The 19,768-nt window shown below is 70.5% G+C and carries 21 protein-coding genes; 14 read left to right on the top strand and 7 right to left on the bottom strand.

The window, feature by feature from the left end; genetic code table 11:
- The first annotated feature begins 17 nt into the window (after nucleotides 1-17).
- Both L1280_RS02395 and L1280_RS02390 read left to right on the top strand, forming a co-directional pair.
- Nucleotides 18-641 (top strand): TetR family transcriptional regulator, encoded by a 624-nt coding sequence (locus tag L1280_RS02395; protein WP_253580425.1) that lies wholly within the window; start codon nucleotides 18-20, stop codon nucleotides 639-641.
- A gap of 179 nt (nucleotides 642-820) precedes the next feature.
- On the top strand, nucleotides 821-1,594 hold the full coding sequence (locus L1280_RS02390; RefSeq protein ID WP_253580423.1) for a TerC family protein: 774 nt from the start codon (nucleotides 821-823) through the stop codon (nucleotides 1,592-1,594).
- Between the two features lie 29 nt (nucleotides 1,595-1,623).
- On the opposite strand, the gene L1280_RS02385 is transcribed toward L1280_RS02390, so the two are convergent.
- From L1280_RS02385 to L1280_RS02375, 3 genes are read right to left on the bottom strand one after another with little or no spacing between them, the layout of a single operon-like run.
- A complete protein-coding gene (locus L1280_RS02385) occupies nucleotides 1,624-1,920 on the bottom strand; it encodes a hypothetical protein (RefSeq protein WP_253580422.1) in 297 nt (98 codons plus the stop codon).
- Nucleotides 1,917-2,642: an endonuclease III gene (nth, locus tag L1280_RS02380; protein ID WP_253580421.1), complete on the bottom strand. Its 726-nt coding sequence runs from the start codon at nucleotides 2,640-2,642 to the stop codon at nucleotides 1,917-1,919. The genes L1280_RS02385 and nth overlap by 4 nt, the downstream gene beginning before the upstream one ends.
- 13 nt (nucleotides 2,643-2,655) lie before the next feature.
- On the bottom strand, nucleotides 2,656-3,237 hold the full coding sequence (locus L1280_RS02375) for a hypothetical protein (RefSeq protein WP_253581066.1): 582 nt from the start codon (nucleotides 3,235-3,237) through the stop codon (nucleotides 2,656-2,658).
- A gap of 60 nt (nucleotides 3,238-3,297) precedes the next feature.
- Here L1280_RS02375 and L1280_RS02370 point away from each other — a divergent pair, with 60 nt between their 5' ends.
- Together L1280_RS02370 and hisG are read left to right on the top strand one after the other, a co-directional pair.
- Nucleotides 3,298-4,425 carry an ATP phosphoribosyltransferase regulatory subunit gene (locus tag L1280_RS02370; protein ID WP_371922865.1) on the top strand — a complete coding sequence of 376 codons (1,128 nt, stop codon included), beginning with the start codon at nucleotides 3,298-3,300 and terminating at the stop codon, nucleotides 4,423-4,425.
- Complete coding sequence (gene hisG, locus L1280_RS02365) at nucleotides 4,422-5,060, top strand: ATP phosphoribosyltransferase (protein WP_253580420.1); 639 nt, start codon at nucleotides 4,422-4,424, stop codon at nucleotides 5,058-5,060. Before L1280_RS02370 ends, hisG begins: the two co-directional genes overlap by 4 nt.
- On the opposite strand, the gene L1280_RS02360 is transcribed toward hisG, so the two are convergent.
- Together L1280_RS02360 and aspS are read right to left on the bottom strand one after the other, a co-directional pair.
- Entirely contained in the window at nucleotides 5,057-6,307 is a 1,251-nt protein-coding gene (locus tag L1280_RS02360; RefSeq protein WP_253580419.1) for a MalY/PatB family protein, read from the bottom strand. The genes hisG and L1280_RS02360 overlap by 4 nt on opposite strands.
- Nucleotides 6,308-6,411: 104 nt before the next feature.
- Nucleotides 6,412-7,698 carry an aspartate--tRNA(Asn) ligase gene (aspS, locus tag L1280_RS02355; protein ID WP_253580418.1) on the bottom strand — a complete coding sequence of 429 codons (1,287 nt, stop codon included), beginning with the start codon at nucleotides 7,696-7,698 and terminating at the stop codon, nucleotides 6,412-6,414.
- 239 nt (nucleotides 7,699-7,937) lie between these two features.
- On the opposite strand from aspS, the gene L1280_RS02350 reads away from it, so the two are divergent.
- From L1280_RS02350 to L1280_RS02330, 5 genes are read left to right on the top strand one after another with little or no spacing between them, the layout of a single operon-like run.
- Nucleotides 7,938-8,492, top strand: coding sequence for a TetR family transcriptional regulator (locus tag L1280_RS02350; RefSeq protein WP_253580417.1), 555 nt, complete (start codon nucleotides 7,938-7,940; stop codon nucleotides 8,490-8,492).
- Complete coding sequence (locus tag L1280_RS02345; protein WP_253580415.1) at nucleotides 8,489-9,778, top strand: MFS transporter; 1,290 nt, start codon at nucleotides 8,489-8,491, stop codon at nucleotides 9,776-9,778. The genes L1280_RS02350 and L1280_RS02345 overlap by 4 nt, the downstream gene beginning before the upstream one ends.
- Nucleotides 9,775-10,818: a 3'(2'),5'-bisphosphate nucleotidase CysQ gene (locus L1280_RS02340; RefSeq protein WP_253580414.1), complete on the top strand. Its 1,044-nt coding sequence runs from the start codon at nucleotides 9,775-9,777 to the stop codon at nucleotides 10,816-10,818. The genes L1280_RS02345 and L1280_RS02340 overlap by 4 nt, the downstream gene beginning before the upstream one ends.
- Nucleotides 10,815-11,387 (top strand): GNAT family N-acetyltransferase, encoded by a 573-nt coding sequence (locus tag L1280_RS02335; RefSeq protein ID WP_253581064.1) that lies wholly within the window; start codon nucleotides 10,815-10,817, stop codon nucleotides 11,385-11,387. Before L1280_RS02340 ends, L1280_RS02335 begins: the two co-directional genes overlap by 4 nt.
- Nucleotides 11,368-12,258: a D-2-hydroxyacid dehydrogenase gene (locus L1280_RS02330; RefSeq protein WP_253580412.1), complete on the top strand. Its 891-nt coding sequence runs from the start codon at nucleotides 11,368-11,370 to the stop codon at nucleotides 12,256-12,258. The genes L1280_RS02335 and L1280_RS02330 overlap by 20 nt, the downstream gene beginning before the upstream one ends.
- A 265-nt stretch (nucleotides 12,259-12,523) precedes the next feature.
- On the opposite strand, the gene L1280_RS02325 is transcribed toward L1280_RS02330, so the two are convergent.
- Complete coding sequence (locus L1280_RS02325) at nucleotides 12,524-13,663, bottom strand: acyl-CoA dehydrogenase family protein (protein WP_253580410.1); 1,140 nt, start codon at nucleotides 13,661-13,663, stop codon at nucleotides 12,524-12,526.
- Between the two features lie 113 nt (nucleotides 13,664-13,776).
- A complete protein-coding gene (locus L1280_RS02320; RefSeq protein ID WP_253580409.1) occupies nucleotides 13,777-14,844 on the bottom strand; it encodes a peptidoglycan bridge formation glycyltransferase FemA/FemB family protein in 1,068 nt (355 codons plus the stop codon).
- A 64-nt stretch (nucleotides 14,845-14,908) separates the two neighbouring features.
- On the opposite strand from L1280_RS02320, the gene L1280_RS02315 reads away from it, so the two are divergent.
- From L1280_RS02315 to L1280_RS02295, 5 genes are all read left to right on the top strand, one after another.
- Nucleotides 14,909-15,970, top strand: a complete 1,062-nt coding sequence (locus tag L1280_RS02315; protein ID WP_253580407.1) for a peptidylprolyl isomerase — start codon at nucleotides 14,909-14,911, stop codon at nucleotides 15,968-15,970.
- A gap of 352 nt (nucleotides 15,971-16,322) precedes the next feature.
- A complete protein-coding gene (locus tag L1280_RS02310) occupies nucleotides 16,323-17,891 on the top strand; it encodes a S8 family peptidase (RefSeq protein ID WP_253580406.1) in 1,569 nt (522 codons plus the stop codon).
- Between the two features lie 85 nt (nucleotides 17,892-17,976).
- On the top strand, nucleotides 17,977-18,825 hold the full coding sequence (locus L1280_RS02305) for a serine protease (protein WP_253580405.1): 849 nt from the start codon (nucleotides 17,977-17,979) through the stop codon (nucleotides 18,823-18,825).
- Between the two features lie 139 nt (nucleotides 18,826-18,964).
- Nucleotides 18,965-19,561 (top strand): single-stranded DNA-binding protein DdrA, encoded by a 597-nt coding sequence (ddrA, locus tag L1280_RS02300; protein ID WP_253580404.1) that lies wholly within the window; start codon nucleotides 18,965-18,967, stop codon nucleotides 19,559-19,561.
- Nucleotides 19,558-19,731, top strand: coding sequence for a hypothetical protein (locus tag L1280_RS02295; RefSeq protein WP_253580403.1), 174 nt, complete (start codon nucleotides 19,558-19,560; stop codon nucleotides 19,729-19,731). The genes ddrA and L1280_RS02295 overlap by 4 nt, the downstream gene beginning before the upstream one ends.
- Nucleotides 19,732-19,768: the final 37 nt, after the last annotated feature.

The following is a 19,768-nucleotide window of genomic DNA, read 5'->3' as shown; positions in this document are numbered from 1 at the left end:
TCGGCTATCATGCGGGCGTGACCGTCTCGTCCACCCGGCCCACCCCGCCCGCGCCCGACACCACCCGCGCCCGCATCCTGACCGAGGCGGCGCGGCTGTTCGTGGCGAGCGGGTACCACGGGGTCTCCATGCGCGAGGTGGCGGCGGCCGTCGGCGTGACCAAGCCCGCGCTCTACCACCACTACGCGGACAAGGAAGCGCTCTTCCTGGCGATGCTGGACGGCACCCTGACCGGCCTGGCGCGGCTGGTGGCCCACGCGGGCACGCAGGTGGGGGTGCGGGCACAGCTCGAAACGTTGGTGGGGGACCTGCTGGCGAGTGCCCCCGAGCAGCGCGTCGGCCTGCAACTCGCGGGCGAATTGCGCCACGTTTCCCCTGAGCGCCGCGCCGCCTTCGAGAACGACTACCGCCGGGTGTGGATGGGCGGCCTGAACGGGCTGATCGAGGGGGCCGCCGCGCGGGGAGAATTGCGGGACGACCTGCCCCCCGGCGTCCTGACCCGTGCGCTGCTCGCGCTGCTGTACCCGCTGGTCACCGGCGCCCCGCCCAGCGACCCGGTGGGAACGGCACGGGGCCTGCTGAGCATCTATCTCGACGGGGCGGCGGGCTCGCCACTGGGACGGGAACCTACTGGAACATGAAGGTTCTTCATCTGGCATTTAGGATTCGTGCACAACTTCTCCCGGAGCATGACCTGTAACGCGCGGCGAAACCGGGCCGCGCGTTTCCGTTGTCTCCTCTCCGCTCGCCGCCCCGGTGGCCCTCTTCGGCGGACGCTCGCCCGCCCGGGTGACGGCTGCCCTCCCTCTGGAGTCCCCCTGTGTTAGAAACCCTGTTCGGCTGGATCAGTCAGCCCGAGGCCTGGCTGGCCTTTGGCACCCTGCTGCTGCTGGAGATTGTCCTCGGCATCGACAACGTCATTTTCATCAGCATCCTGGCGGGCAAGCTGCCGCCCGAGCAGCGGCAACGCGCCCGCACGGTGGGCCTGATGGCCGCGCTGGTGATGCGCCTGGCGCTGCTGTTTTCGATCTCGTGGATCTACAGCCTGCAAAATGACCTCTTTTCCGTCTTTGGGCGGGGCTTTTCGGGGCGCGACCTGATCCTGATCTTCGGGGGACTGTTCCTGCTGTACAAGGCCGTCAAGGAGATGCACGAGCAGCTCGAAGGCCCCGGCACCCACGGGGCGGGCACAGGGGTGAGGGTCGCCACGGCGGGCTTCGCGGCGATCATCGGGCAGATCATGCTGCTCGACATTGTGTTCAGCCTCGACTCGGTGATCACGGCGGTCGGCATGGCCGACGACATCGGCGTGATGGTGAGCGCGGTCGTGCTGACGGTGCTGATCATGCTCGTCGCCGCGCGGCCCATCGGGGAATTCGTGCAGGCCCACCCCACCGTCAAGATGCTGGCCCTGGCCTTCCTGCTGCTGATCGGCGTGAACCTGATCGCGGACGGCTTCGGCTTCAAGATTCCCAAGGGTTACACCTACTTCGCGATGGGCTTCGCCATCATGGTCGAACTGCTCAACCTGCGGGCGCGGAAGGGCAAGCCGGTCGAGCTGCACGACACGCAGCGCCACCCCGACAAGGCGTAGGGCAGACCCAACTCAGCGGAGGCGGAGGCTCACGGGCTTCCGCCTTCTTCCTGTGTAGGCACGAGATCCGGCGCCACCTCGCGCTCGCCCTGCCGCAGCACCAACCGTAGGCCCGTGGCCCCGACCGCCGCGTCTGCCGAGGCGGTGGCCCACTCGCCGGGATGCTCGCCCCGTCTGCCCAGACCCTCCAGTGCGGCGTCGTGGGCGGCGTCGAGGAGTCGCTGCGCGAGGGTGTAGGGAGCGTCCGGCGGGCCTCCCAGCCACGCGCGGCCCGAACCCCAGGCGCGGGCCGAACAGCTCGCGCAGGGCGGCGCAAAGGGGTTCAAGCCTCACGCTCACCGCTCAGGAACAGCCCCGCCGAGGGGCAGAGGTCGCGCAGCACGCAGACCTCGCAGCGGGGGCGCCGGGCGAGGCAGGTCTGGCGGCCGTGGCGGATGGTGGCGACGTGGGCGGCGTAGCGGGCGCTCCACTCACGGGGCAGCACCTCGTCGAACCAGCGCTCGGTCTTCAGGAGGCTCCAGCGGGCGGGCACGAGGTCGAGCCGCGCCGCCACCCGCCCGATGTGGTTCTCGACCGGGATGGCGGGGCGGGCCAGATCGAACAGCATCAACAGGCTGGCCGTCTTCATCCCCACGCCGGGCAGCGATTCGAGCAGCGCCCGCACCTCCGCGTCCGGCAGCGAGCGCAGGTCGCGCAGGCTGAGGTGCCCGCGCGTCTCCTCCAGCCGGTGCAGGACATTCCAGATGTAGTCGGCTTTCATCCGCGCCAGCCCGCCGCCCGCGCCGCGCAGGGTGGCCTCCACCCCGTCGGGACCGTCCGCGAGGGCCGCCTCCCAGACCGGGTAGGCGGCTTTCAGCGCCGCGAACTGCCGCCGGGTGACCGTCGCCGTGTTCTGCTGCGCGAGGATGGTCTCTACAAGGTCGTCGAGCGGCTCGGGGCTGACGCGCGGCGTGGGGAGGGTGGGCAGGTAGGCCTCCCGCAGCCTGCGCAGCACCTCGGGCAGATGCGGGGGCGGCGGGGCCTCCTGGGCAGGGGTGGGGCGGGGCACGGAGGGGCGGGGCTTACTGCTGGGCGCGGAGGCGGGTGCGGTTCCCGGCGCTGTCCACAGCCTCCACGTCGGCGTAGACCCCGGTGGTCTCGGCATAGAAGTCCACCCGCGTGCCGGAGGTGATGTTCAGGCGCTTGCCGTCCACGAGAACCTCGGTGACCCGGTTGTCGTCGGTCGCCACGCCCGTCACCCGGATCAGGGTGCCGCTGCGCTCGAAGCGGGTCACCTTGAGGACCGGGGGCTTGCCGTCCACCGTGATGGGCACCTCCAGCACGCTCTTGTTGCCCGCCGCGTCGAGGGCACCGATCAGGTAGGTCGCTTTGTTGCCCTGCACCCGCGTCTGGTAGGCGAAGTTGGCGATCTTGCGGCTGCCCTTCTCGGTGGGAATCGCTTTGCCGTCCACCGTGATGCGCTCGACCCCCCGGTCGTCGAGGGCGTAGCCCCGGATGGTAAAGGCCCGCGCCTGTCCCACCCCGCCGCCGTCCGGGCTGGTGACCACGATGCGCGGCTTGAAGGAATCGGCTTTGCGGGCGCAGCCCCCCAGCAGGGGCGCGAGCAGCAGCAGGGCAAGGGGGGCAGCGGCAGCGCGGCGCATGGAGGCAAGTATAGCGGGGCCGCCGCTCCTTTCCCGAAGCGGGGTGCTTTAATACCGCCCGTGACTTTCTCCGCCCGCCTCCCCGGTCCCGCCGTCCCCGAGGGCACCCGCGACGTGCTGCCCCCCGAGTGGCAACAGCGCGAGCATCTGCGGACGCGGCTGGCGGCCGAGTTCGCGGCGTGGGGCTACCGGGGCGTGGACGTGCCCGCCCTGGAATTCGCCGACCCCGGCCACCCGCAGGACGCCCGCGCCTTCAAGCTGATTGACGTGGGCGGCGAGGTGCTGGCCCTGCGCGGCGAGTTCACCACGGCGGTGGGGCGGCTGGTGCGCTCGCGCTTTGCCGGGGGGCCGTTTCCGCTGCGGCTCCAGTACGGCGGGCGGCTGTGGCTGCGGGCGCTGACGAGCGAGCTGGGGCGCCTGCGTGAGTTCGCCCAGGTCGGCGTGGAGCTGATCGGCGTGTCTACCCCGCAGGCCGACGCGGAACTGCTCGCGCTGGGACGCCGGGCGCTGGAGGTGGTGGGCGTGGCGCCCGTGATGGAGGTGGGGTACCCCGGCTTCGTGGACGCGGTGCTGGAGGACGCGGGCCTTTCCCCCGCCGCTCGGGAGGCGCTGCACGGGGCCATCGACCGCAAGAGCGGCGCGGACGTGGACCTGCTCGCCGCGCGGCATGGGCTGGAGGCCGGGGTCACCCGCACCCTGCACACCCTGACCGACCTCTACGGCGGCCCGGAGGTGCTGGCACAGGCGGGCGAACTCGCGCGGGGCGAGCGGGCGCGGGCGGCGGTGGCGCACCTGGAGGCGGTCGCGGGGCGGGCGGAGGGGGCCTTGCTGTTCGACCTCGGGGCCAGCCGCCGCTACGGGTACTACACCGGGCTGACCTTCCGGGCCTACGCGCCGGGGCTGAACCAGCCGCTGCTGGGGGGCGGGCGCTACGACCTCGGCGGGTTGCCGGGGGCGGGCTTCGCCATCGGGCTGGAGCGGCTGACCGAGGTGGCCGCGCGGGGCCTGCCCCCCGAGCCGGAGGTGGTGCTGGCGCTGGACGCGGCCGGGGCTGAATACGCCCGCGCCGCCGGGCTGACCGCCGAACTCGCCTGGACCGACGACCGGGCCGAACTGCTCGCCTACTGCGGGGCGCGGGGCATTCGCCGCTGGGCGCAGGGGCAGACCCTGACCGAGGTGCCCGCATGAGCCCGGCTCCCGTACGCGGCCCCGAACACCTCACCCTCGCGCTGCCGAAGGGCCGCATCCTGACCGAAGCCGCCGCCCTGCTCACCCAGGCCGGGCTGCCACTGGAATTCCCTGGCCCCTCGCGGGCGCTGCGGCACGAGTTTCCAGGGCTGACGGTGCTGGAGCTGCGCAATCAGGACGTGCCCGTCTACGTGGATCTCGGCGTGGCCGACTTCGGCATCGTCGGGAAGGACGTGCTGGTGGAGTCGGGGCGGGCAGTGTTCGAGCCGGTGGACCTGCGGTTCGCGGCCTGCCGCCTCTCGCTGATCCGCGAGGTGGGGGCACGGGGGCCAATGACGCGGGTCGCCACCAAGTACCCCCGCTCGGCCCGCGCCTACCTCGCCGCGCAGGGCATCCCCGCCGAGATCGTCAAGCTCTCGGGCAACATCGAACTCGCGGCGCTGACCGGCCTCGCGGACGCGGTGGTGGACCTCGTGCAGACCGGGAGCACCCTGCGGGCCAACGGGCTGGAGGAACGGGACGTGCTGTTCCACTCCTCCGCCCGGCTGGTGGTCAACCGCACCGCTCTCAAGCTGCGGCGCGAGCGGCTGCGCCCCTTGATCGAACGGTTGCGGGAACTGGTGGCGGGGGGTTAGACGGGGGCCGGGGCCTCACGCTCCAGCGCCGCCGTCATCCGCTCCAGCGCCTCGATCAGGATCGGGCGGCTGGTGGCGAAGTTGACGCGCACGCAGCCCTGGTAGCGCGTACCTTCCTCGCCCGGTGCGAAGAGGGGACCGCCCTGCACCGCGACCCGCGCCTCGTCAAGGAGGAATTGCTGCATCTCAGCGGCGCGGGAGTGACCCCGCAGGTCCAGCCAGCCCAGATAGGTGGCCTCGGGCGGCGAGAAGCGTGCCCAGGGCAGCCGCGCCTCCACGAAGGCCGCCATCACGTCGCGGTTGCCGCGCAGGTAGGCGACCGTCTCGCGCAGCCACGGCCCCGCCCCCTCCAGGGCCGCCCGCCACGCGGTCACGCTCAGGGTGGAGGGGTGGCCCATCAGCCCGCCTGCCGCTCCGCGCACCCGCTTGACGAGTTCGGGGTCGTGCCCCACCATCACGCCGATGCCCAGACCCGCCGTGTTGTAGGCCTTGGCGGGGCCGGTCAGCGTCACCGTGCGGGAGCGCACGCGGGGGTCGGCGGCAAAGGACTCGAAGGGCACGTCCGAGAGCCGCAGGTCGGCGTGCAGTTCGTCGGACATGACCTGGAGGTCGTGGCGAAGCACGAAATCGCGCAGCCGCTCCAGTTCTTCTTTGTCCCAGACGCGCCCGCTGGGGTTGTGGGGGTGGCACAGCAGCAGCAGGCGGCAGCCGGGGGCGGCGGCTTCCAGCGCGTCCCAATCGATCTGCCAGCGTCCGCCTGATTCCTGCGGCTCACGCAGGGGCGCGGCGGCCACCCGGCGGCCCTGGGTCGTGATCGCCTGGTGGAAGGGGTAGTAGATCGGCGTCATGGTCAGGACCGGCTCGCCGGGGGTACTCAGGGCCGCGACCGCCGCGTAGATGCCCGGTACCACGCCCGGAATGAAGGAAAAACCCTCGCGCGGCAGGTCGGTCAGGCCGTAGCCCGCGAGCTTGTCCTGTAGGGCGGCAATCAGGCGGGCGTCCCCCAGCATCTGCCCGTAGCCCAGCCCGCGCGTCAGCCGCTCCTGCAACGCCTCGACGATGGCGGGCGCGACCGGGAAGTCCATGTCGGCCACCCACAGGGGCAGCACGTCCTCCGGGTAGAAGGTCCACTTCATGCTGTCGGGGTGGCGCAGCGTGGCGGGGTCGAGGGAGCCGTAGGGGGAGGCGGTGGCAGGCTCGGAGGCCAGTTCAGGCACCTCCAGCTCGGGCAGGTCGGGTTGGGTCATGGGGGGAGGATACGCCGGAGGGTGGAAGTCGAGGGGGCAAGGGGTCGAGAAGTCGAGGGGGCACGGTTTTTCTCGACGCCTCGACTTCTCGACTCGCACAGCTCTCAGGGCGTCAGCCGGTGCCGGTCCCTCGGAAACGCCCGCGCGAACCGCACATTGCCAATCCCCAGCAGCCGCGCGGTCAGGCGCTCGGCGCCGATGGCGAAACCGCCGTGGGGGGGCATCCCGTACTTGAAGACCTCGGCGTAGCCCGCGAGCGCCTCCGGATTCAGGCGGTAGGCGGCGATGGACTCCTGAAGCATCGGGTACTCGTGGATGCGCTGCCCGCCCGACGTGATCTCGATGCCCCGGAACAGCAGGTCGAAGCCGCGCGTCAGGCCCCCTTCCTCGGGGTAGGCGTAGAAGGGCCGGGCGGCGCGGGGGTACTTCGTCACGAAGACGAAGTCGGTGCCCTGGGTCTCGGCGTAGTGCTGCGAGAGCAGGCGCTCGGCCTCCGGGTCGAGGTCCTTGCCGCCGACCGGGTGGCCGTACTTCTCCTCCACCAGCCGCCGGGCGTCGAGCAGCGGGATGCGCGGGATGTGGGCAGGCACCTCGGGCAGTGTGGCCCCCAGCAGGGCGAGTTCGGGGGTCGCGTGCTCGCGCAGCCGTTCCATGATGGCGGCCAGGACGCGGGTTTCCACGTCCATCACGTCCTCCTCGGACTCGATGAAGCCGAGTTCCACGTCCAGCGAGAGGTACTCGTTGAGGTGGCGGGAGGTCGCGTGTTCCTCGGCGCGGTAGACGGGCGCGACCTCGAAGACGCGCTCGAAGACGCCCACCAGGATCTGTTTGTAGAGCTGCGGACTCTGCGCGAGGTACGCCGGGTGCCCGAAGTAGTCGATGGGAAAGAGGTTCGCCCCGCCCTCCGCCCCTGCCGAGACGATCTTGGGCGTGCTGATCTCGGTGAAGCCCTCCCCCCGCAGGTGGTCGCGGAAGGCCGCGACGAGTTCGGCCTGCACCTTCAGGATCGCTCGCTCGCGCAGCCCGCGCACGGTCACCACCCGGTAGTCCAGCATCGTCTCGGGGTGAACGTGCCACTCCATCTTGGGAATCTCGACGGGGGGCGGCTCGGCGGCGGGGGTCAGGACCCGCAAGGCCTCGACCTGCACCTCGAAGCCGCCGGGGGCCTTGGGGTGGGCGGTGACGCGCCCCACGACCTCGATGCTGCTCTCGGGCAGCGGCAGGTCGAGGCCACTCCCCACGCCCTGCACCAGCCCCGCGCGGTCGCGCAGCACCAGAAATTGCACGCCCCCCAGGTCGCGGCGGGCGTGCAGGAAGCCTTGCAGTCGAACAGTCTGGCCCTCGTGGGCGGGAAGGGCCGAGGTCAGGGTGCGGGGCAGTGGCGTGGTCATGGTGGGGTCTCCTGGGTCTGGGAAAGGGCAAGCCCCCGACTCCTACGCTGAGGGGTCGGGGGCGCGGCGGTATGCGGCGAGACGTCCCCTACCGGGGATCGTTATTCACGGGGTTTGCTTGCGCCGCCGTCATGCCCGCGAGTGTAGCGGGGGCACACTCGGCAGGTCAATCCGGGCGGCTGGGCAGGGCGAGATCATCACCTCACCCTTTCCGACCGTCCAGACGGTATGCTCAGGGCGTGACCCGCACCCGGAATCCTGAACTGACCCGCGCGGCCCTGCTGGAGGCGGCAAAACGGGTGCTTCAGACGCAGGGGGCGGGCCTATCTCTTGAGGCGGTCGCCCGTGAGGCCGGGGTGAGCAAGGGCGGGCTGCTGCACCACTACCCCAGCCGGGAGGCCCTGCTCTGGGCCCTGGCGCTGGAGCTGGTTGAGCGGTTCCGGGCCAGCGTGGAAGCGGCGCGGGCGCATGAGGTGGCGGCGCATGGACAGAGACCCGGTGCCTGGCTGCGGGCCTATCTCGAGGTGAGCTTCACGCCCGGGGCCGGGGAGGAAGCCCTGATCGCCGCCCTCGCGCCGCTGGCCGGGCATCCCGAGCTGATCGCCCGCTTGCAGGAGGCCCAGGCGTTCGTGCTGAGCGGAGCCGAGGACGACGGGCTGCCCAGGGGCCGCGCCCACGCCGTTCGCCTCGCGTGCGACGCGCTGAGCCTGGGGCCGCTGACGGGCCTCCCGGACCTGTCCCCGGAGGCCCGGGAGGCCCTGCGGGAAGAACTCCTGGCCTGGACGCGGGCATGACGGCGGACCCCCCTCCCGCCCCGGCCGGACACCTCGACCCCGGCCCGGGCTGGCAGCGGCGCTTCTGGGCGATCTTCATGGGGCAGGCGCTCAGCCTGACGGGCTCGGCCATGACCCAGTTCGTGCTGCTGTGGTGGATCACCGACACGACGGGGAGCGCGGGGGCGCTGGCGACGGCGGGCATGGCCGCACTGCTCCCGCAGGCCCTGCTCGGGCCGCTGGGGGGCACCTTTGCCGACCGGTACAGCCGCCGCCTGCTGATGATCGGGGCGGACACGGTGAGTGCCCTGTGCATGCTGGTCCTGATCTTCCTGTTCGCCACCGAACGGGTGGAGCTGTGGCACGTCTACACGATGATGTTCATCCGTTCCTCCATGCAGGCGTTCCAGGCGCCCGCAGCGGCGGCCAGCACGGCGATGCTGGTCCCGGCCCAGTTCCTCCCCCGGGCGGCGGGGCTCAACCAGTCCCTTCAGGGCATCATGACGGTGGCCGCCGCCCCGCTGGGGGCGCTCGCCATCAGCGTGATGCCGCTGGGGGCGGCGCTGGGCATCGACGTGGCGACCGCGCTCCTCGGCATCCTGCCGCTGCTGCTCTTCCGCATCCCCCAGGTGCGGGTGCCCCGGGACCAGCGGGCGGGGGTCTGGGCCGAGTTCCGCGAGGGTGTGCGGCTGGTGTGGGGACACCCGGGCCTGCGCCACCTCTACGCGGTGCTGGCGGTCGTCGTGCTGACGGTCATGCCGACCTTCACCCTCACGCCGCTGCTCGTGAAGACCCATTTCGGCGGCGGGCCCGGACAGGTCGCCCTGATGGAGGGGCTGTCGGGGGTCGGCATGATCCTGGGCGGTCTGGCCGTCGTCGCGTTCGCCCCGCGGCGCCGGGTGGTCACGGTCCTCGTCGCCTTCGCGCTGTCGTGCCTGGCGGTGGCGCTGACCGCTCTCGCGCCGGGGGACGCCTTCTGGCTGGCGGTCGTGTGGTGGGTGGTGAGCGGCGTGACCTTCAGCTTCGGCAACGCCCCCATGACGGCCGTGCTCCAGACGGTGATTCCGAACCAGCTTCAGGGGCGGGCGCTGTCGCTGCTCTCCACCGTGATGGGACTGGCCGGTCCGGTCGGCTTGGCGCTCGCGGGGCCGCTGGGCGAGTGGCTCGGCGTGCGGGGCCTGTTCATGCTGGCGGGGGTCCTCTCGGCGCTGGCGAGTCTGGCGGGGTTTTTCTCGCCCGCGCTGCTGCGCCTGGACAAGGCGCCGGTTACGCCGCCCGCGGACGCGCGCGTATCCTCGGAGGCATGACGCTGGACCACGAACGGACGGTCGCCACCCGGCTGGCAAGGGAGGCGGGCAGGTTACTCAGCCTGCACCTCGCGCGCGGGCTGACCGTCGAACACAAGACCTCGGCCGACGATCCGGTGACCGCCGCCGACCGTGAGGCGTCCGATCTGATTCTGGCGGGCCTGCGCTCGGCCTTTCCGGAGGACGGCCTGCTGAGCGAGGAAGCGGCCGACGATGCTGCCCGGCTGGGCCATGAGCGGGTCTGGATCATCGATCCTATCGACGGCACCAAGGAATTCACCTCGGGCAGCCCCGACTATGCGGTAAGCATCGGGCTGGCGGTGGCGGGCGAGCCGGTGCTGGGGGTGGTCTATGCTCCCGCCACCGACGAGCTGTTCGCCGGGGCGGTGGGCCTGGGGGTCACGAGGAACGGCGAGCCGACCGGGTTCGCGGGCCGCGCGGGGTACGTGGTCAGCGTGTCGGACACCGAATTCCAGCGGGAACTGCACGCGTGCGACCTCCCCGGCATGGCCCCCAGCGGCTCCATCGCCCTGAAGCTGGCGCGGATTGCGAACGGCGAGGCCGACGTGACCTTTTCCATGAGCCCGCGCTCGGAGTGGGACGTGGCGGGGGGGCACGCGCTGTTGCGGGTCTTGGGCGGCGACCTGCGGCGGCGTGACGGGCGGCCCATTCGGTACAACTCGGCCCGGCCCCATCTGGAGCAGGGGATCATCGGCGGGCGACCGGACGCGCTGGCGTGGCTGGAGGGCGAACTCGCGGAGCGGGGCCTCCCCACCGCCCACCTCGGCCTGACCCCAGACGACCCGGCGTGGGCGACCCTCGCGCCGGGGGATCAGGCCGCGCTGCGGGGGCATCCCGGTGTCTGCGTGCGGCACGGGGGCGGGCGGACGCTGGCCCTGATCGTGGTGGGGCCGGGCGGCGTGGTGGAGCGGGCGGAGGGCGACGCCTTCCACCTCGACCGGCTCTCGCGCGACGTGACGCGGGCGCTGGGGACGCTGAAGGCCGCCGCCGTGCCCGTCCCGGAGGGAGGCCCGCGCTGACCGGGGACGCCGCCGCCCCCGCCCCGCGCTGGGGACGGGTCACCCTGAGACCGCTGCCCGACCTGGGGGCGGAGGAGTGGGCGGCCCTCTACCGCTTCTTCCGCGACCGCGAACTCGCCGACTGGAACGGGGCCAAACCCATCCGGCTGCCGGAGTGGCTGTTCCGGCGGATCATGCTGGAGGAGGAGGGGACGGGCGAGCGGGCGGGCTTCGGGGTGCTGAGTGAAACCGGCGAATTGATCGGGAGCGCCGAACTGTATGACCTCCACCCCCCACCGCCCCTGCCCGCCCGCATCGGCACCCTGGGCGTGATGATCGGCCTGCGAACGCTCTGGGGCCAGGGCTACGGCCGCGAGGCGGTCATGGCGCTGCTGACCTGGGCCTTTGAGGGGCGGGAGGTACCGCTCACGCGGGTCCGCCTGACCACCTTCGGGCACAACCGCCGGGCGCAGCGGGCCTTTGCCGCCTGCGGCTTCCGCGAGGTGGGCCGCTCCCAGGCGGGGGACCACACCGACGTTCATATGGAAATCACGAGAGGAGAGTGGCTGGATGCGCGTGCTGATGCCTGACCTGCCCGAGTTCCGGGCGCTGACCGTGGAGGGCGTGACCCCTCTCCCCTACCGCAATGGAGAAGTGCCGGACGGCGAGGCCGAGGGCGTGGTGCTGTGGGGCGCGAATGCCGAAACACGCTCCCACCTCTTCGCCCGGCCGGGCCTGCGCTGGGTGCTGACGCTCACAGCGGGGATTGACCACGTGCAGGGCCAATTGCCGCCCGGCGTCGCCCTCTACAACGCCAGCCCCCTGCACGCCCGCGCGGTCGCCGTCCATACCCTCGCAGGGATGCTCGCCGCCGCGCGGGGCCTGCACCGCTTCCGGGACGCGCAGCGCCAGGGACAGTGGCAGCCCCGCCGCGACCTGAGCACGCTGGACGGGGCGAGCGTGGTGGTCTGGGGCCACGGGCACATCGGGCGAATGCTGGAGGATTTGCTGACCCCCCACGGCGCCCACGTCACTGGGCTGCGCTCGGCCACCCCACCCGCCGAGCGCGACGCGGCGCTGGCGGGGGCCGACTGGGTGGTCCTGCTGCTCCCCGACACGCCGCAGACGCGCGGCATCGTGAACGCGGACGCGCTGGCCCGCCTGAAGCCCGGCGCGTGGCTGAGCAACCAGGGACGCGGCTCGCTGGTGGACACCGACGCGCTGCTGGCCGCCCTCGACTCCGGCCACCTCGGGGGCGCGGTGCTGGACGTGACCGACCCCGAACCGCTCCCACCGGGGCACCCGCTGTGGGCGCGAGAGAATGTCCTCATCACGCCGCATATCGCCAGCACGACGGCCGACCTGACGGCGCGGGGGGCCGGGTACACGCGGGCCTTTTTGGAGGAACTGGCGGCGGGGCGGGAGCCGGAGGGGCGAGTGGAGACGAGCAAGGGGTACTGATACGGATTCCGTCCAATCCGTTATCTCCTCGGGAAAGCGCCGAGAGGATAACTCCTTTCCCGGCAACCGTTTTGTTCCTGCTCGCTCCGCTCGGGTTGAACAGTTACACAAACTGTTCAACCCGAATCCGTATGAGAGTTCCGCACTTGACGAGGAAACGGGGCCGCTGAAAACCCCTCACCCCTCGCCCCTTGCGGGCGAGGGGTCCCCCAGCCCAAGTCGAGGCCCCCGACACGTACGCCGGGGGCCTCCTCACTCCTGCCCCTTACTTCAGCAGGTTGCGGCTGATCACCACGCGCTGAATCTCGTTGGTGCCCTCGTAGATCTGGTTGAGCTTCACGTCGCGCAGCAGCTTCTCGACCGGGTACTCAGCCACGTAGCCGTAGCCGCCGTGCACCTGAATCGCCTCGTTCGCGGCGTCAAACGCCATCTCCGAGCAGTACGCCTTGGCGATCGCGCTCTCGGTGCCGTGCGGCAGATTCTGGTCGACCAGCCACGCGGCCTTGAGGTACATCAGGCGGCCCGTCTCCACGCCCATCGCCATTTCCGCGACCTTGAACTGGATGGCCTGGAACTGGGCGATGGGCTTGCCGAAGGCCTCGCGCTCCTTGGAATACTTCACGCTCTCGTCGAGCGCCCGCCGCGCGATGCCCACCGACCCCGCCGCGACCGGAATGCGGGTCTTGTCCAGTGTCTTCATGGCGATCTTGAAACCGTCGCCCAGGCCGCCAAGCTGGTTTTCCTTGGGCACGCGCACGTTCTCGAACACCAGTTCGGAGGTCAGGGAAGCCCGCTGCCCCAGCTTGTGCTTGATCTTGTTGTAGGACATGCCAGGCGTGTCCTTGGGCACGACGAGCGCGACCGTCGCCTTGTGCCCGCCCTGGCGGTCGGTGGTGGCGAAGACCACCGTGATGTCGGCCACGCCGCCGTTGGAGATCCACATCTTGGTGCCGTTGATGACCCACTCGTCGCCGTCGAGCACGGCGGTGGTGTGCATCCCGGCCGCGTCCGAGCCGTTGTTGGGCTCGCTGAGCGCAAAGGCCGCGAGGCTGGGCTTTTCGGTCATGGGGGCCAGGAAGCGCTTTTGCTGCTCCTCGGTGCCGCCCACCAGGATGGGCGTGATGCCCAGCTCGGAGGCCATCAGCACCGTGTAGATGCCCATGCAGCCGTAGGCGAGTTCCTCCCCGATCAGGCACTCGTCCACCATGCCCAGCCCCAGCCCACCCGCGTGCTCGGGAATGGCGACGTTGAGCAGGCCGACCTCAAAGGCCTTTTCGACCACGGGCCAGGGCAGTTCTTCCTTCTGGTCATACTCGCTGGCGACCGGAATGATCTCCTTGCGGGTGAAATCGCGGGCGAGTTGCTGAAGCTGTTTCTGTTCGTCGCTGAGGGAGAAATCAATCATGGAGGCTCCTCGAAAAGGGGGAATTGAACTCAGTCCAAGGTAACACGCGCCGGGCCTGTCGCTTGTGACCTGTGCAGGCACAAGTCGGGGCAACCCCGGACGCTTTACACGCCCTACAGCACGTCGTCCGCGCTGCCGCGCTTCTTCAGGTTGTTGCGCGTTTTGCGCCAGCGCAGGGCCTTCACGATGGCGGGCGCGGCGGGGTTGAGCGTCAGGTCGTAGGCGGGGTACCACACCCGCACTTCCGAGAATTTCAGCTTCATCTTGAACACGCCGTAGGAATGCTTGCTCTCGTCCAGCACGCGCGGGATGCCCCAGAAGTCGAACAGCTCGTAGCCCCGGCGCTTGGCGTCCAGCATGGCGTTCCAGTAAAAGGCGTCGGGGGCCTTGGCGTCCTTGAAAGGCGTGCCGTCCGGCTGCACGCGGTCGTCGCGCACGCTGCCGCCGAAGAGGTAGGCCGTGGTGGTCCCCATCGCCAGGAAAAAGCCGCCCGCGAGCGCCTTGCCCTCGTAGCGCGACAGCACGAGGTAAGCCTCGCCGCCGTAGGCATTGCCCTCGCGCAACATCGTCTCGTAATACGCGCGGGGAAAGGCGCCGAGCTTGGCCCGCTCGTTGGTGGCCGTGAAGATCTCCCAGAAGGCCTCGAAGTCGTCGTCGCGGCCCGCCACCACGCCGAGCTTGGCGGCGGCGCGGACATTGCGCCGGGCCATGGAGTGCAGCCCTGCCAAGAGGTCCTCCTCGGGCCGGGTCAGGTCCGCCACGATGGTGTGCTCGGGCTGCTCGGTCTCGGCGCGGCGAAAGGGACCGTAGTCGGAGGGCACGACCGCGCGGCCGTCGGCGGGAACGGGCTGGGGCGGCTCGATCTTGAGCAGGGCGTCGCCGGGGCGGGCGACCCTGCGCACCGCCTCGGCGACAGCGGGGAGCAGGTCGAGCGACTCCAGCGCCGGGCCGCGCGGGGCGTACAGGGTCGAGAAGCCGGGCACCAGCCGCTTGCGCAGCAGTTGCAGCGCCCCCACCGTCTGCCCGCCCTGGCCCTGAATCAGGAAGCGCAGCGGCTCCTGCCCCAGCGTGCGCCGCGCCTCGCCGTAGCCCCAGCCTTGCAGCGGGCTGGTGATGGGAAGCGAGCGAACGGCGTCGTCGTACACGCGGGGGTCCTGGGTGGGCACGAGGGTCAGGCGCATCGGGGGGGATTGTAGCAGCGGGTCCCGGCGGAAGGCCGACCCCCGGCCGCGCTACAGTGGGCAGATGCAAAAGAGTCTCCTGACGCTCGCGCTGCTGCTCGGCGGCGCGGCCCTGGCCCAGACCACCGGAACGCCGACCACGCCCGCCGCTCCGGCGACCCAGACGCAACCAACCCCGGCCGCGCCCGCGCAGACCCCGGCGGCCCCCGCCACCACGGCCCCGGCCCAGACGCCCGCCGACCCCCAGACGGTGGTGGCGCGGGTGGGCAGCGAAACGATCACGCTGGGCGAGTACGAGCGGGCCTTCCGGCTGGCGGTGGCGCGGGTGCTGAATTCGCAGGGAATTCCCTTCTCGGACGACGCGCTGGCGCAATTCGCCGAAGCGCGGACCGAGTTCCTGACCCAGTACGCCCGCGACCGGGCCGTGTACCAGCTCGCCCGCCGGGGCACGGCGGTGACGGCGGCGCAGGTGGACGCCCAACTCGCCGAGACCCGCCAGGGCTTCGGCACCGACGCCGACTTCGCCGAGGCGCTGGCCGCCAACGGCTTTGCGAACGAGGCCGAGCTGCGGGCCGATATCGAGCGCGAACTGATCGTGGACGCCTACCTGGAGGGCATCAAGTCGCGCCTGAAGTTCGGGGACGCCCTGGTCGCCAGCTTCTACAACCTCAACCGCTCGGCCTTCACCCGTCCGGCGCAGGCGTGCGTGCGGCACATCCTCGTCGCCACGCAGGCCGAGGGGCAGACCATCCTGCGGGACCTCGCGGCGGGCGGCGACTTCGCGGCCATCGCCCGCGAGAAGAGCCAGGACCCCGGCAGCGCGGCCGAGGGCGGCGAGCTGGGCTGCATCGAACCCAGCGAGACGGTCGAGCCGTTCGACCGCACGTCCTTCGCGGCGCCCCTGAACCAGCCCCAGCTTGTGCAGTCCGAGTACGGCTGGCATGTGCTCGTCGTGACCCGCCGCACCCAGGCGGGCGTCGCCCCACTGGCCGAGGTCGCGCCCGTCATCCGCGAGCAGCTTGCCCGTGACGCCGCCCAGAAGTACCTCGACTCGCAACTCGCCCGCGTGACCATCAGCACCACCCCGGCGGCCCTTCCCGCTCCGGTTCCGGCGTCCACCCGCTGAACGCGCCCATCACCGCAGCCTCCTCATCCGGGGAGGCTTTTTCCATTGCACACGGCAACTAGCGTATTCATCACACTTGCATCCACCTTGGTTCACAGATGGGTCACAGGTGAGAGCCTACCGAGCAGAACTCATTCAGAGAAACGGGGATATCCCCTTTAAATCTTACACTTTTATCTTTCTCGCTCTATTTTCTTTGCATTTATAAACCATGTCGCTATTTCAACCACTTGTCTAGATGTTTGCATGAAGGTGATTCTAAGCCTCGTGATACATCAGTGGCGTCGGCACAACACGCCTCGTACTCCGGTCTCACCCGAGGCATCTCTCCCCTTTTGCCTGGAGGAAGTTCATGACTGCACGCCTTGCCCTCAGCTCGCTCGGTCTCGCCCTGCTGCTCGCTTCCTGCGGTGGTCAGACCCCGACCTCCCAGACTCCCGCCGCACAGGTGCCGGACAGCTCGGCCACGACCCGCCCCGCCCGGACGCTGGCGCCCCTGCTGGGCACGGGGAACCCGGACGCGGTTGCGGGACAGTACATCGTGGTCTTTAGCGAGGGCGCGGCGCCGAGCAACCTGGGGGCGCAGGACGCGGGCGGATTGATCCGGGCGCTGAACCTTGACCCCCAGGGCATCACCATTCAGCACCTGTACTCGCAAACCATCGAGGGCTTCGCGGCCCGGCTCAGTCCCCAGAACCTCCAGGCGCTGCGGGCCGACTCGCGCGTGAAGTACATCGAGCAAGACGGCGTGATGCGCATGAGCGCCACCCAGAGCGGCGCCACCTGGGGCCTGGACCGCATTGATCAGCGCAACCTGCCGCTGGACGGCAACTATGTCTACAACTCGACCGCCAGCGGCGTGAAGGCGTACATCATCGACACTGGGATCAACACCGCGCACACCAACTTCGGGGGCCGCGCGGTGTGGGGCACCAACACCACCGGAGACGGCAACAACTCCGACTGCCAGGGCCACGGCACCCACGTGGCGGGCACGGTCGGCAGCAACACATGGGGCGTCGCCAAGGGCGTGCAGCTCGTGGCCGTCAAGGTGCTGGGCTGCGACGGCTCGGGCACCAACTCGGGCGTGATCGCGGGCGTGAACTGGGCCGTGAGCAACAAGGGCAGCGCGGCGGCCGTGGCGAACATGAGCCTCGGCGGCGGCTTCAGCCAGGCCGTGAACGACGCAGTGAACAGCGCGGCGAGCAAGAACCTGATCATGGCGGTCGCGGCGGGCAACGAGAACCAGAACGCCTGCAACGTGTCGCCCGCCAGCGCGGCGAGCGCGATCACCGTGGGCAGCACGACGAACACCGACGCCCGTTCCTCCTTCTCGAACTACGGCTCGTGCCTCGACCTCTTCGCGCCGGGCAGCAACATCACCTCGACCTGGATCGGTTCCACCACGGCCACCAACACCATCAGCGGCACCTCCATGGCGACCCCGCACGTCGCCGGGGCCATCGCCCTGCTGATCGCGGGCGGCAACAGCACCAACAGCGCGGTCACGAGCGCCCTGCTGAACAACGCGACCACCGGCAAGGTCACGGACGCGCAGACCGGCAGCCCCAACCGCCTGCTGTACACCGGCACCGGCAGCGCGACCACGCCGCCCCCCTCGACGGGCACCACCACGACCTATACGGGCAGCGTGAGCCAGGGCACGGCGAGCTACAAGCCCGGCAGCAGCGGCTTCTCTTACGCGGGGGGCACCCTGAAGGGCACGCTCAGCGGCCCCTCGGGCACCGACTTCGACCTCTACCTCCAGAAGTGGAACGGGTCCGCTTGGGCCGACGTGGCTGCCAGCGAGGGCGCGAGCAGCAGCGAGGGCCTCACCTACGCGGCGGCAAGCGGCACCTACCGCTGGGAGGTCTACGCCTACTCCGGCAGCGGCTCCTACAGCCTGACCGAGACGAAGTAAGGTTCACGGCCCCGGTCCCTTCCGCCAAGGGGAGGCCGGGGTCTTTTGGCCCGCGCCCTGTCCCTTTCACTCCCGGAGGTTGCCCATGAAACAGTTTCTCGCGCCGCTCGCCCTGTTCGGTTCCCTGCTGTTTACCGCCTGCGGAACGGTCACCCCGCCCACCTCCCAGGCGTTGCCCGAGGAGTCCCTCACGACGACCGGAACGGAACCCGCCCTGGCCACCCTCAGCGGGCAGATCGTGTACGGCACGGTCACCAGTGTCAGCACCCGGCCCTACCAGGTCAGCGTGACCCCCAGCAACCAGATGAGCGGCGGCTGGTGCGGCGGCACGCTGATCAGCCCCACCTGGGTGCTGACGGCGGCCCACTGCGTGGAGGGTTACAGCGCCTCGCAGATGCGGGTGCGGGCCGGAATCAACAACCTGACCACCTCCAGCGGCCAACTGCGCACCCCCAGCCAGATCATCGTCCACCCGTACTACGGGGGCGCGAGCAGCGGCTACGACATCGCGCTGATCAAGGTAAGTACGGCCTTTACCCTGGGCAGCACCGTGCAGACGGCCGCCCTGCCAGGCAACGCCGCCGAGTCGGTGCTCGATGTGAACGGCAACAGCGCCACCGTCAGCGGCTGGGGCAAGACCGAGACGGGGGCCTACAGCAACACCGCCCTGCGCGAGGTCACCATCCCCATCACCCCGACGGGCAGCGACTGCGGCTCGCGCCCGAACAACACCATCTGCGGCAAGTACAGCGCCGGACGCGACAGTTGCAACGGCGACAGCGGCGGCCCCCTCGCCGCTCCCTATGGCGGCAAATATTACGTGCTGGGCATCGTGAGTTACGGCCCGGCCGAGTGCCGGGGCTACGGGGTCTACACCCGCGTGAATGGCTACATCAACTGGATCGCGCAGCAGACTGGGATCGCCGCCCAGTAACCGTCCCGCCGTTCAGCTTCCCCTGGCCCGTGCCAGGGGAGTTTTGTCGTCCTGGCGGGGGATACCAGTCCTATCCAGACATCGCTCTGCCGCCCAATTACGCCTTGACCGTAACGCCGTTACGTTATAAACTAAACCCATGAAGTTGAGCGATGTTCAGAAACGACTCCAGGCTCCGTTTCCCGCTCATCTGGTGGGGTGGAAGCCGCAAGCCTTTAATGGGGAGCGCAGCCGCGCCCTGCTGCTCGCCTACGTGGACGCCCGCGCGGTGCAGGACCGGCTGGACGCGATCTGCCCGGACGGCTGGAGCTTCGAGATCGAGGTGATTCCGGGAACGCAGCACCCCACGGTCAAGGGCCGCCTGACGGTGCTGGGCGTGACCCGCGAGGACATTGGCGAAGCGGGCGAGGGCGAGTACGGCACCCTCAAGGCCGCGTCGTCGGACGCGCTGAAGCGCTGCGCGGTGCAGTTCGGCATCGGGCGCTACCTCTACGACCTGCCCAAGCAGTGGGCAGACTGGAACGACCAGCGGCGCGAGCCGGTGACCACCCCCGAGCTGCCCGAGTGGGCACGGCCCGACCACGAGCGCAGCCCCGGCGGAGCGCACCTCGTGCAGGCGATGGAGCAGCTCAAGTACGAGCTGCCCGAGGACCTCGACCTCCAGCGCGAGGTGTACAAGCACCTCAAGGCCGCCCTGGGCAGCCTGCACGCTGGTGGACACGGGCGGGCCGCATGATCGGCACGGCGCGGGCGCGGGGCACCACCCGCCCCCGGCGCGGATGGACTGCTCCCCGCCCGGTGCCCGCCCAGGAGCTGGCCCCCGCCTCCCCCCGCCACGTCGCCGCCGTCATGCTGGGCGTGATGGGGCTGATGCTGGTCGGCGGCACCCTCGCTCAACTGCTGTAAGCCTGGAGAGGAAGGCGGGAGACGTGATGCGCGTCTC

The sequence above is a fragment of the Deinococcus sp. HSC-46F16 genome, assembly GCF_024171495.1.
Classification (GTDB): Bacteria; Deinococcota; Deinococci; order Deinococcales; family Deinococcaceae; genus Deinococcus.
Note: the sequence above shows the minus strand (reverse complement) of the source record. Positions and strands in the feature narration are given on the sequence as shown.

What these genes read in the sequence shown, in the direction of transcription:
- L1280_RS02375 (WP_253581066.1), bottom strand. Translation starts at nt 3,237, where the DNA reads ATGCGCCGCGCTGCCGCTGCCCCCCTTGCCCTGCTGCTGCTCGCGCCC.
- hisG (WP_253580420.1), top strand. Translation starts at nt 4,422, where the DNA reads ATGAGCCCGGCTCCCGTACGCGGCCCCGAACACCTCACCCTCGCGCTG.
- L1280_RS02360 (WP_253580419.1), bottom strand. Translation starts at nt 6,307, where the DNA reads ATGACCCAACCCGACCTGCCCGAGCTGGAGGTGCCTGAACTGGCCTCC.
- aspS (WP_253580418.1), bottom strand. Translation starts at nt 7,698, where the DNA reads ATGACCACGCCACTGCCCCGCACCCTGACCTCGGCCCTTCCCGCCCAC.
- L1280_RS02345 (WP_253580415.1), top strand. Translation starts at nt 8,489, where the DNA reads ATGACGGCGGACCCCCCTCCCGCCCCGGCCGGACACCTCGACCCCGGC.
- L1280_RS02340 (WP_253580414.1), top strand. Translation starts at nt 9,775, where the DNA reads ATGACGCTGGACCACGAACGGACGGTCGCCACCCGGCTGGCAAGGGAG.
- L1280_RS02330 (WP_253580412.1), top strand. Translation starts at nt 11,368, where the DNA reads ATGCGCGTGCTGATGCCTGACCTGCCCGAGTTCCGGGCGCTGACCGTG.
- L1280_RS02325 (WP_253580410.1), bottom strand. Translation starts at nt 13,663, where the DNA reads ATGATTGATTTCTCCCTCAGCGACGAACAGAAACAGCTTCAGCAACTC.
- L1280_RS02320 (WP_253580409.1), bottom strand. Translation starts at nt 14,844, where the DNA reads ATGCGCCTGACCCTCGTGCCCACCCAGGACCCCCGCGTGTACGACGAC.
- L1280_RS02315 (WP_253580407.1), top strand. Translation starts at nt 14,909, where the DNA reads ATGCAAAAGAGTCTCCTGACGCTCGCGCTGCTGCTCGGCGGCGCGGCC.
- L1280_RS02310 (WP_253580406.1), top strand. Translation starts at nt 16,323, where the DNA reads ATGACTGCACGCCTTGCCCTCAGCTCGCTCGGTCTCGCCCTGCTGCTC.
- L1280_RS02305 (WP_253580405.1), top strand. Translation starts at nt 17,977, where the DNA reads ATGAAACAGTTTCTCGCGCCGCTCGCCCTGTTCGGTTCCCTGCTGTTT.
- ddrA (WP_253580404.1), top strand. Translation starts at nt 18,965, where the DNA reads ATGAAGTTGAGCGATGTTCAGAAACGACTCCAGGCTCCGTTTCCCGCT.
- L1280_RS02295 (WP_253580403.1), top strand. Translation starts at nt 19,558, where the DNA reads ATGATCGGCACGGCGCGGGCGCGGGGCACCACCCGCCCCCGGCGCGGA.